At 43.9% G+C, this 11186-nt stretch carries 9 protein-coding genes; 4 read left to right on the top strand and 5 right to left on the bottom strand.

What is annotated here, in order from left to right; genetic code table 11:
• Positions 1-290 precede the first annotated feature (290 nt).
• From QUA83_RS23405 to QUA83_RS23390, 4 genes are all read left to right on the top strand, one after another.
• Positions 291-1172 carry a tetratricopeptide repeat protein gene (locus QUA83_RS23405; protein ID WP_445301803.1) on the top strand — a complete coding sequence of 294 codons (882 nt, stop codon included), beginning with the start codon at positions 291-293 and terminating at the stop codon, positions 1170-1172.
• 228 nt (positions 1173-1400) lie between these two features.
• Positions 1401-2594, top strand: a complete 1194-nt coding sequence (locus QUA83_RS23400) for a glutathione S-transferase family protein (RefSeq protein WP_333296225.1) — start codon at positions 1401-1403, stop codon at positions 2592-2594.
• Positions 2595-2711: 117 nt separating this feature from the next.
• On the top strand, positions 2712-2942 hold the full coding sequence (locus QUA83_RS23395) for a hypothetical protein (protein WP_333296222.1): 231 nt from the start codon (positions 2712-2714) through the stop codon (positions 2940-2942).
• A complete protein-coding gene (locus QUA83_RS23390; protein WP_333296220.1) occupies positions 2897-3259 on the top strand; it encodes a type II toxin-antitoxin system PemK/MazF family toxin in 363 nt (120 codons plus the stop codon). The genes QUA83_RS23395 and QUA83_RS23390 overlap by 46 nt, the downstream gene beginning before the upstream one ends.
• Positions 3260-3490: 231 nt before the next feature.
• On the opposite strand, the gene QUA83_RS23385 is transcribed toward QUA83_RS23390, so the two are convergent.
• From QUA83_RS23385 to QUA83_RS23365, 5 genes are all read right to left on the bottom strand, one after another.
• Complete coding sequence (locus QUA83_RS23385; RefSeq protein ID WP_333296218.1) at positions 3491-4567, bottom strand: hypothetical protein; 1077 nt, start codon at positions 4565-4567, stop codon at positions 3491-3493.
• Between the two features lie 7 nt (positions 4568-4574).
• Positions 4575-5738: a hypothetical protein gene (locus tag QUA83_RS23380; RefSeq protein WP_333296217.1), complete on the bottom strand. Its 1164-nt coding sequence runs from the start codon at positions 5736-5738 to the stop codon at positions 4575-4577.
• Positions 5739-6493: 755 nt separating this feature from the next.
• Complete coding sequence (locus tag QUA83_RS23375; protein ID WP_333296215.1) at positions 6494-8902, bottom strand: EF-hand domain-containing protein; 2409 nt, start codon at positions 8900-8902, stop codon at positions 6494-6496.
• A 153-nt stretch (positions 8903-9055) separates the two neighbouring features.
• Positions 9056-9706 (bottom strand): RNA ligase family protein, encoded by a 651-nt coding sequence (locus QUA83_RS23370; RefSeq protein ID WP_333296213.1) that lies wholly within the window; start codon positions 9704-9706, stop codon positions 9056-9058.
• Positions 9707-9776: 70 nt separating this feature from the next.
• Positions 9777-11021 (bottom strand): HhoA/HhoB/HtrA family serine endopeptidase, encoded by a 1245-nt coding sequence (locus tag QUA83_RS23365; protein ID WP_333296210.1) that lies wholly within the window; start codon positions 11019-11021, stop codon positions 9777-9779.
• Between the last annotated feature and the right edge of the window lie 165 nt (positions 11022-11186).

Below are 11186 nucleotides of genomic sequence, written 5' to 3'. Positions count from 1 at the left end.
TAATTGGGTCAACAGGTAAAAGATGAGTAATTTTACTCATTGACAATAGTGCTTTTAGCTTAACTTGTGAGTAATGGATAATAACTCATAATTTTGCATATTTTTAGTGAGACATTCAGTGGTCTCTAAAACAGTGAATAAAAACGGCTATCCTGAGTGCAAACATAATTTGAGAAGTATTTAAATGAAAACCCCGAAGTGTTGCGAGTCAAGAAGCAATATCAAAACTCAAAAATATGAGTTATTATAGGCGATCGAGAAACCCTTATATTTTTTTCTGGGGCTGTACAGTGCCTAATCGCATTCCTTTAATATCTCTGCTACTCGCACTCGGTTTGGGGGCAATGCCCGAGCCTGCTGTTGCACAGGCACTCCTGCCTTACACCCTGCAAATCGACTCGGCCCAACTCGAACAAACGGCCTTGAGCCTTGCAGAAGAAGCCGTCCAGCTAGCCAGACTGCAGCAGTACCAACTAGCGGTACCTAGAGCCGAACTCGCCACACAGTTAGCCCCCAAAAATGCTCAAACTTGGACTTTGTTGGGCAGCTTGTACCTTCAAGTCGAGCAGTTTGACAAAGGCATTGAAGCTTTAGGGCAAGCTCAATCTCTGTCGCCAGAAAATCCATCAATTAAATTTGTCTTGGGAGAAGCTCACTTTCGGAAATCGAACTACGAGAAAGCAGTCGAATATTTGCAAGCAGGATTAAAACTAAAACCAGACACTCCAGGTGCATTATTTGATTTAGGCAATGCTTTTTATAAGCTGAAGCGGTTTGATCAGGCGATCACCCAATACGAAAAAGCCTTTGCTTTAGAAAAAAACCTGTGGCCGGCTATTAACAATATTGGATTAGTCAAATACGAAATGGGAGATGCCGATGGCGCTATCAAACGCTGGGAACAGGCGATCGTGATCGACGACAAAGCAGCCGAAGCAATGCTAGCTCTAGCAGTAGCATTCTACACAAAAGGTGACAAAGAAAAAGGCTTAGCGATGGGAGAAGCAGCTCTGAAACTCGACAAACGCTATGCTACCGTAGAATATCTCAAAGAAAACCTCTGGGGCGATCGTTTAATCGCAGATACCCAAAAGTTGCTAGCCACTCCTGAAATGAAAGCAGCACTGGCTAAAATTCAAGACGCCCCACCCCCTCCCCAAATGTCGCCTTAATTGTAGTTAAGTTTGTAGTGAGGACTTCAGTCCTCAAAGCCTTTTTTAACTGAGCACCAACTATCTTATTCACGACTAAGACCAAAAAATAGTTGAATACGTTATGGGTAGGGGTAAGGTGCGCGCACAGCGCACCCTACAGATAGAGTTGGTGCGTAAGTTCTATTATTGCCACGAAGCAGTCGCTGTCTTCAATTCTCCAATCTAAAATCTAAAATCTAAAATCGCATGACCCCCCTAAGCTGGACAGAACTAGAAGCCCTCACAGACTTTGAACTCGATCGCGTCAACGGGCCAACGAACGCCCAAGCCCGCTTGCGCCTCTTCGGTAAAACCGAATCCGATGTGCGAGTCACCCTGTACCGCGATAACCATGCTTGGTGTCCCTACTGCCAAAAAATCTGGCTGTGGCTGGAAGAAAAACAAATCCCCTACCGCATTGAGAAAGTTACTATGTTCTGCTATGGGGAAAAGGAAAGTTGGTACAAGCGCAAAGTGCCATCGGGAATGCTACCGGCGATCGAACTAGACGGCCGCATCATCACCGAAAGCGATGATATCTTAATCGCCCTCGAACGAGTCTACGGCCCCTTGGGTTTGGGCATGGAAAACCCCGCAGTGCTTCCCCTGCGGCGGTTAGAGCGACTGCTATTTAGGGCCTGGTGCTCTTGGCTGTGCTACCCAGCAAGTTCAGCCAAAGTAGAACAGCACAACCGCAACCAATTTATCAGTGTCGTCGCCCAAGTAGAAAAGGCCCTGGCTAGCACTCCGGGGCCTTATTTCCTCGATGAATTTGGCACTGCGGATGTCATCTTTACGCCCTACGTCGAACGGATGAATGCCAGTCTTTACTACTACAAAGGCTACTCGATGCGGGAAGAAAACCCGCGCTTTGCTGACTGGTTTGCGGCGATGGAAACCCACCCTACCTATCGCGGCACCCAAAGCGATTTTCACACCCATGTCCACGATTTACCGCCTCAGATGGGCGGGTGTTATGAAAACGGCGAACCTCAGATGCTACTCAATAAAGCCCGCGTCGATAATGGGCCTTGGGCTGGACTGCCGGATGTGATGTATCCAGAACCGGAAACCTCCCGCGCTGAAGCACTACACCGCGTCATCAAGCACCACCGCAACATCGTTCGAGTCAATCCTGCTGATGACAACTTATTCGATGAGGCTTTGCGTTGTGCTTTAACTTTCATGATGACTGGCGAAGTTTGTACGCCGCCGGCTGGTTCTGATGCGGCTTTGCGGTATTTGCGCGATCGGGTGAATGTGCCCCGCGATATGTCCATCTACGCGGCCAAGCGATTGAGGGAAGCGTTGGAGGAAACGGCGGCTTTGGTGGGTGATGGCCAAGGTTCTCCGATTCTGCTGAAGCATCGGCGAGATCAAGATCCGGCTAATTTTGTGTAAGATTCTGGGCATATCGGAATCAGACGGAATGGGCGTTGCTGCTGCTCTACTTCATCAGCTTGCTATCTGCTCGAGCGTTGTGCTACCATTGGTAGTATTAAAAGTGGCATAAATAATATGAAAGTATCTATCTCTTTGCCAGATGAGCTAGTGCGTTACATTGACGAGCGTGTAGAAAATCGCAGTCGCCTAGTTGAGCTTTTATTGCAAGCGTGGCGCAAACAACAAGAACAGCAGGCAATGGTAGAAGCTTGTTTATTGCTGGATGAACTAAGTGATGAATTAACCGATGAGGAGGAAGCATGGCAGCAAGCAGCGATTATCGACTGGGAAGCATCTGGCTTGTAACTTTCGATCCGTCAGTTGGTACAGAAATCCGCAAGACTCGACCAGCAGTAATTATTTCAGGAACTGCTTTTAATCAACGCAGCAAGGTAACTGTTCTACCCATCACTTCTGCTGTTCCCAACGAGGGTTTACGAGCTGTTGTTTTGCCTGTGATTCCTTCGACTCTCAATGGTCTGAGTACCGAGAGTTTTATCGTGTGTGTCGATCCGATGACGTTTGATAAACGCAGACTTGTGCGCTGTCTTGGGCAATTGGAGTTGCAGCAAATATCAGAAATTCAACAGATTTTGGCTCGCTATTTAGAACTTGAAGAGTAGGGAAATGCAAAAACTGGCGGGGTGACAAATATAGCATCGAGTGACGCAGGATTTCTGGATTGTTGAAAAAATTTCCTACATTTCGTCCTTTGGTATCGGTATAAGCGGCATCTAAAACGGGAATTTTGAGTTTTTATTCGGTGGCAATTGTGGCGGTCATGAGTTAATTTTTCCTAATATTTGAAGTGTAAGAGTAGGAATTGTTGAAGAGGTGAGTAAGGGATGGCGGGACTATCTAAGCGTTAATTGTTCGTCATATTGCTTATACCAATATTCAACGATATATAAAGATGCTCTTATTAGCATATCCCAATTATTATCCTCGATATTAATAGACTGAGTTGCTGGTCTAAAATGAACTATAGAATTCCGAATTTTATAAACAAAATCTCCACAATTACCTTCTTCTGTACCATCAAGCAATTTTTTAATTTCTCGCAATAACTTACGAGCTTCTTCCGGGGACTCGTTAATTAGTTTATTAACCGCATCTTTTTCTTTAGGTTTCCAACCCATGTACTTTTCAACATCAGCCGAAAACTTTAAGAGCGAATCTGCGATCTTCAATTCCTTGTGAAAAATTTGTAAATATGATAGGGAAAACAGCATTTCTATACATCTATAAATATCGAGGAATGAATATTTCCAAGAAACAGAAACTAAACTAAATAATAAATTTTCATAAGGTATGTTTTTTGAGCCTTCAAAAAAAATATTTTCAAATTTATCAAATGTTTTACTAGAAAACTTCAAGGCAATTAGTTGGCTATTTTTTAAAGCATAGAAGCCTGATATCCTTATTAAATCTATATCATTTTTTTGTATAAAAGGAGAATTTTCTTGAATTCGATAGACAGAAAATGGTTCAAAAAAATTGCTTATTAAAGAAAAATCTTCATATTTAATTATTGAGTTTATAGGGTCATCATATAAAATTTTATCGGCAATATCATAAGGTTTTGCTTCATGGCTAAGAGGAATTTTAAGTTCAAATAGTAATGCTGTAACTATGCCCGCATTCAGTTCTACAAATTCAATAACTTCATCACTATCAATAGTTTGTTTACTCTGCCAACCGACGGCAACAAAGTATTTCTGGCTATTAAATTTAAATGATGCTGTTTGGAAATTGGGTAAAATTAACTGCTTGTTTATAATTTCGAGTTCTTGCAACCATTCTTTATCTTTAGTATTTGTCTTAATACATCGTTTATTATTAGAAACAGGCACAGCAACTTCACTTGTTTGGACAAATTCAGCTAATACCTCAAATATATATTTGTTAGCGTCTATCATGTTTCTAGGCATAAGCTTTTCAGTAAGCTCTCCAACACGGAGTCATATTGTCAACTTTAAAGTTTTCCTCGATTAAGGTTTTAAAAGCTTGGAGAAAGAATTCTCTTTCATTAGACTTAGCTGGTTTTTTACCAATCAATTCATTTAAAGTTGGAAAATCTAGAAAATCCCTTATTTCGTTACTATGGCTAGATATACGTTGTAACATTTGATCTGCATCATTTTTAATTTGATTCCATTTTTCATTTTGTCTTTCTGAGCTATGATCCGAGCCAGGTCTACCCAGTACAGACAAACCTATTGCTGTTACAAAACCAACACAAGCTGGTTGACTTTTTCTGAATAAGTTACCGTCTTTAAAATATTCTTCTGAATTTTCATCTTTATATGTGGCTATAGCTTGATCAAATTTACCTAAATAATTTATTACTTCATAAAATATATTTGTGAAATTTGAATTTGCTGCTGATTCTATAAAGTCTTGTCGCATAAATTCATCTGCTAACCTCTCCTGTAAGTCAATTTTTTCTTTTCTTGCCCCAAAAACTAAAAATAATTCTATAATGTTATCAGCCTGAAATTGTCCAGGTGATGAACTTCGCCTCTCGTCATTTATTTCCAAAATCTCGACGAAAGTAGATTTTTGTTTTAATTCTTTAATAATTGACCTAAAAACTATTTCAATCTGTCTCCTTATATTCCAAGGAACTTGCCCGGTATTTAAAACTAACATCCGGTAGGTAAGACTATTTACTTGAGAGGCAATCCAATATTCTATACGAATTTTGTTTTTACTAATATCTTTCTTCTTTCGTGCTTCATGTAGAGCTGTCGTTCTTTGCATTCCGTCGATAATAGAGATGCTATCACTATCAATTTCTTGCATCAAGGCTAAAAAGGAATCTCTGTCTTTTAATGTCTTCAGTTTTGAAAAAGTATTTGGCGACACGATTACTCCTAAGACTATGGGTGGAATTAGTGCACCTGCTTCTATATCTTGAACCATTCTCTTGCGAATCCGAATAGCTGTTGTTGTTTTTAATGTATCTCTTTGTCCTTCTAAGCCTCCTCTATTTTCAAATGTTCTACTTACCATGTTGAGATAATCTTCAACACTTAGCTGTACCATAAAAGAGTAGCACTTTACCTTTTCATCTTCTAAAATATCGATATCTATTGTCATAAGCATTTCTTTTTTTATTTCAATACTTTTTATAAATTAGCCCCAGGCAGCCTTAGATTTAATGCTATCTAACATTAGAGTAAAGCTTTTAGGCAGCCTGCTCCTGCAAATATAATTTTACCGCATAATCTACCAGAATTCGGCAGAGTCAAAAATGCTTAAGGGATGTAGCCCTTGTCCTGCCGTTTGGATTGCTTCTGGTATGATGGCGCTGACTGTATTCCCTGCCTGTGATGGAAAATTTTCCATTGGGCCATCAATTAGAGTGGGGCAAATGACCGATGGTAGACTCAAACTTTAGATTTCCAACCCCCCACACCGACTGTTGGGTAATATAAACTGATCGCGCCGTCCCACTTTCCAAATCAAAAATTGATACTTTCGCTCTGCAAGTTCAGCACTGCCACCTCACCACAAGATAGGTTCTTTGTCAACTCTTCTGGTAAAGGGGGAGCAAAAGAGGGTTTCAGCGATCGCACTACTCGATCGATTCATGAAAAAAGTTAGTCTTCAGATTTGATATTACTCCCAGTATTTTTCCCCATCATCCTGAAAAGCTTGCTGTAATCTCTGCATATACGCATCAGTATTAATCTTCACCATCGATCGTCCTTTTGGTGCATTCCCGCAAACGAATTAGCAAAAAAAAACTCTGCAAACACAGTAATTTCAGGGCAGTGATACTGTTGATTCTCTCGAAATTTTGAAGTGGTAAAAAGTTAAGCTTTTCAACTTAACTTTTTACTGACTGATATCTAAGCAACCTCGACGAACACACCGCTGCGAGCAAACTCCTCTTCTTCAGGACTAAAGACTGGAGCTTGATCCACAAGGTCAGCGTCAAAGTAATATGTGTCTTGTAGGAATTGTCCGGTGACGATCGCCTCCTCCAACTCCTTGATGTAATCTTGGGCAACTAAGCAAGCCTCCTTGATGCCTTCCTCATCCCTCTTATCCAGCAGCTTTTGCAAAGTTGCTCTCACCCCTGTCAGTCGTGCCGCGGGCTTGAGCATACCGTAGAGGCGGTACATCCGATCGGTGGCAATGCTAATGTGTTTGAGGGCTTTGGCTCGTGCTAGCTCAGAGTCAATGCTGGGCCAATAACGGGTGGTATAGAATGCTTTCTCATCCTTGTGATACCACTCCTCCGATCGCGCAATTGATGAGGAGACAGTATTGTGCAGCTTCCAGAAGAATAAGCGCAGAGAATCGCCATCTACTACAGTGGACAGCTTCGCCTCCATTGATACCTCAAAGTTATTCAGACGCGGGTCACGCCCAAGCACGAGGTACTCTACAGGGTACATTTCCACCTCTTTATTCTGCACGACATAGGCGTTGAGGTGGTGGCGGCAGTAGGGGCAGGGATACATAGTGGCAAACAGCTTGAAAAAGTCTTTGAAGATTGCCACCAGAGTTTTTTGCTGTTGGGGGGTCTTGGTAGAGACGATTTCAGCCGTAGTGTGGAAGAAACGCCACACCGCAGGGCCAATATAGTAAGGGAAGCTGACGCGCATTTGTGAATTCTTTATTTCACTGCGATCGATATACACGTCAATGAACGACACATATTGCGAGAGTTCGCCAGACTCGCGCCCAAACTCCAAGCGTTCCCGCCGTTTCTGTACCCCATTCAGGTAGTTGTGCGTCAAGCGCCATGCCTGTTTGAGCATTAGCTTCTGTTTTGCAGCGCATTTGGGAAAGCCTTCTGCAACATCCGCCCCATAGCGCCCAAATTCCCCTGACGCCTTGGTAGCTTCGTACCACTGGTTTAAAGCCGCTTCGTCAGGCACCGTATTGAAGGGGATGTCTGCTGCTGTGCTGACGCTGAAGGCAGCCAACAGCTTCGGCATGAAGTCTTCATACCAATATGCCACTGGCATCATCGCACCATCGATTTCCTCTGAGGCATCCGAGAGGATGACGCGGTTCCACTTCTTCAGGTACTCTTTTGGATCTCCCTCAGATTTGGCTGGTGGCGGTGCCATTTCCTCACTCAGCTCCATTTTTCTCAATCGGTTGAGTTCGTTGATGGCAAGCACACCCTCGGCGATGTCACGCAAGTTAAGACTTTTCTTCTTGATGGTGATTGCAAACTCGACTCCCGCCGCAAACTTTTCCTTGGCAGTTGCAGACTTACCCCGCGCCTCCAACATGGCTTTTTGTTCTGCCAACATTTCTGGAGTTTTTTCTATAGTCTTCCAGTTTTTGATGCGATCTTGTAGTCTGGCATATTCATCTTCGATCGATTTCACTACTGCATCCAGTACAGGGTTGCACGCCGACTCTACTACACCCAATCCTTTATAAAGCCCGATCGCACTCCTGACAAATTGTACAAAATCAACGATTCTGTATGGCAAGTTTCTCACGCGCAGGTGAGTCTCGTGGTTGGCGGAAAAACTCTCGCGGAAGCAGCGGTAGGCTGCTCCCTGGATCAGACGAAACAAACCAATCTGCATCTGCAAGCGGGACGTACCGCGCTTCTTCTCAGCTTGTGGGTGTTGCGCCAGTAGTTCTTTTAGCCGCGCTATTTCTGGATTGCTATCGGTGGGTGCTTCTTCTAGATTAGGTTCAATAGTGGCAGAAGCTGCCTCATCTATCGCAGTTGCTGTAGTTGCGATCGCAGCGGCTGTACTGTCTGAAATCTCGGTTGTCTGTGTACTGACAACCGGAACGGGTGAGTCTTGATATCCGGTTGTGAGCTCTGACTCATCCGGTACCAGTTTGCAGAATTCCTTAAAGTCAATTGAGGCATCGCCGTCATGGTCTACCTCTTTGATGATCTCATCGAGCTCTTGGTCTGTCAGCCCAAACTGGCTCATCACTCCGTGCAGCTCGTCTCTGGTGATTTGACCGCTACCGTTTTCATCAAATACACTAAATGCCATTTTGAGACGACTCTGGCGATCGCCTTGCTGCGACACCATCAGCATTTTGAATTCATCAAAATCGATACTGCCAGACAAGTCTACGTCTACTTCCTTGATCATGTCGCGCAGCTCGGTTTCGTTAGGACTCTGGCCTAGCGATCGCATTACTTGACCCAGTTCTTCTGATGAAATAGCACCGCTCCCGTCCGCGTCAAATACTTGGAACGCTTCCCATAACTTTGCCACATCTTCTTCAGTCATGGCTTTTTTTTCAATCTGCACAGATGTCATAACTAAATTTTCCCTGATTTTTTTATTAGCTGTCTATTGATTATCACCAATATACTTTAATTCCTGATGACCTACGCAACGATATTGTCAAATCCAAGGGGATTGCCGATATCTCCCATTTTGGCTTGTGACAGTCGATCTATCAGTTTGATATTACTCCCAGTAATTTTCCCAATCATCCTTAAAAGCTTGCTGCAATCTCTGCATATACGCATCAGTCTTAATCTTCACCATCCACAAATTATTAGCATTGCGGCCTCCCTTGCACACAACACCTTCATCTACATCGTATTTCCCCTGGCGAATATCATCCATAAACTTGCCAGTTAATTTGCCGCGATAAATCACTCGCGCAATATTTAATTTACCAAAATCCTGAATAAACCGATCGGGAACAACCATACCGCGAGCGGTTTCCACATCAAAAAGCACCAGTTGTTTGCGATCGTCCTTTTGGTGCATTCCCGCAAACGAATTAGCACCAAAAAACTCTGTAAACACCGTAATTTCAGCACACTGATACTGTTCATTTTCTCGAAATATAGACTCTAACGGACTAGCAAAGTCTTTCCTAAATATTTCAGGTGCTGCTTCTAAGCCTGGATGTGCAGCATTAAATTCTGCAATTCCCATCTCATCCAAATCAAATCTACTGCGGCGCGTACCAAAAGCATACCAACCGAGTTCAACTTCCCAAACCCAATGCAAATTAGTACCATCGTACTTCTCAAAAGCTATACATTGTTCATGAGGGCAATTTTTACTATCTAGAATTTTGGGATAGGCAAGTTGAATTCGTGTCATATAGAGGAAGGAAGAAGGAAGAAGGAAGAAGGAAAGGTTTTCTAACAGTTTTACCCCTTCCTCTTCACTTCTAAAAATCTTGCAATTGAGCAGTTTGAACGGCTACTTCTTTAATCTGGGCACCGCGGCGCACCTTCAGTTTTAGAATTTGACCGATTTCACTGTTGTCCACCAAATTCTGCAACTGTTCGGCCTCAGTCACTGCCTCACCGTCAATTTGAACTATCACATCCCCTTTGCGAATCCCTGCTTTCTCAGCAGGCGTATTTGGCACAACTCGCATCACTAACACTCCGTTAACTTCCGGGACAATCAAAGGAGCATTGGGGTCAGCGTTATTCTCTCTGGCCATTTCAGGAGTCAAAGCAATCATCTGAATCCCCAAAAACGGATGGCTGACTTGTTCTCCCTTGGCTAACTGGGCGTAGATGGCCTTGGCTTTGTCGATCGGAATCGCAAACCCAATACCCATTGCATCAGCTCGAATCGCCGTGTTGATGCCAATCACTTCTCCTCTGCTGTTTAACAGGGGGCCGCCGGAATTGCCGGGATTGATGGCGGCGTCGGTTTGAATGAAATCAAGGCGCTTGTCGGGAATGCCGACGGCTGCACTGGAGCGTTTGAGGGTGCTGATAATGCCCAAGGTGACGGTGTTGTCAAATCCGAGGGGGTTGCCCACGGCGATCGCCCAATCTCCTACTTTCACCGCGTTAGAATCTCCCAAGGTTGCCACGGGCAAGTTAACTTCCTTGGTATTAATTTTGACAACTGCCAAATCAGTTATTTCGTCAGTACCTTGCACTTCTCCTGGAAATGTTCTGCCGTCGTTTAAGGTGACAGTCACTCGATCGGCTTTGTCAACTACGTGAGCGTTGGTTAAAACAATCCCGCTTTTGTCAATGATGAAGCCCGAACCTTGACCGCGTAAGCGTTCTTGTCTGGGGGTCATGCTGCGTAAATCTTCTCCCAAAAATCTACGGAAGAAGGGGTCTTCCATTAAGGGGTCGAGGTTGCGACTGACAGTGCGCTCGGTATCAATGCGAACAACTGCTGGCCCGACTCGATCGACTGCCGCCGTCACAAAACTGCCGGTATCCCCTGGGAGTTCAGGACTCCGCAGCGCTAACAGTTGCGGATTCGCAGCGGTGGCTGGGGAATTCTGGAACTGTAAGTTGGGCGGATTGGTGCCATCAACGGCAGCAGCGGGTGCAGCATTGATTGTTAAAGCACTCAGGGCGATCGTCATTCCTAAAATTAGGGCGAACCAACGAGCACCGATTCGAGGTACGGGGCGAGAAAATTTGAACAGTCTCATAGTGTCGCTCTTTGTCAAGCTGAGTTAATTGGTTGCAGGTGTTCTCGCACGGATTGAATATTCGATCGCGAGCTAGCTCCTAAACATATTTTAATAATCAAACGTAGGTTGAGCATAGCGAGATTCACCATTCTAAGCTAATAAGTTGGGTAAAACCTCAACCGG

This window comes from Microcoleus sp. K1-B1 (assembly GCF_036704705.1).
In the GTDB taxonomy this organism is placed as follows: Bacteria; Cyanobacteriota; Cyanobacteriia; order Cyanobacteriales; family Microcoleaceae; genus Microcoleus.
The sequence above is the reverse complement of the archived record's forward strand: the minus strand, read 5'-3'. Positions and strand labels throughout refer to the sequence as shown.

Excerpts from the sequence above, each read along its gene's own strand:
- QUA83_RS23375 (WP_333296215.1), bottom strand. The coding sequence starts at position 8,902 with ATGACATCTGTGCAGATTGAAAAAAAAGCCATGACTGAAGAAGATGTG.
- QUA83_RS23395 (WP_333296222.1), top strand. The coding sequence starts at position 2,712 with ATGAAAGTATCTATCTCTTTGCCAGATGAGCTAGTGCGTTACATTGAC.
- QUA83_RS23390 (WP_333296220.1), top strand. The coding sequence starts at position 2,897 with ATGGCAGCAAGCAGCGATTATCGACTGGGAAGCATCTGGCTTGTAACT.
- QUA83_RS23365 (WP_333296210.1), bottom strand. The coding sequence starts at position 11,021 with ATGAGACTGTTCAAATTTTCTCGCCCCGTACCTCGAATCGGTGCTCGT.
- QUA83_RS23370 (WP_333296213.1), bottom strand. The coding sequence starts at position 9,706 with ATGACACGAATTCAACTTGCCTATCCCAAAATTCTAGATAGTAAAAAT.
- QUA83_RS23380 (WP_333296217.1), bottom strand. The coding sequence starts at position 5,738 with ATGACAATAGATATCGATATTTTAGAAGATGAAAAGGTAAAGTGCTAC.
- QUA83_RS23400 (WP_333296225.1), top strand. The coding sequence starts at position 1,401 with ATGACCCCCCTAAGCTGGACAGAACTAGAAGCCCTCACAGACTTTGAA.
- QUA83_RS23385 (WP_333296218.1), bottom strand. The coding sequence starts at position 4,567 with ATGCCTAGAAACATGATAGACGCTAACAAATATATATTTGAGGTATTA.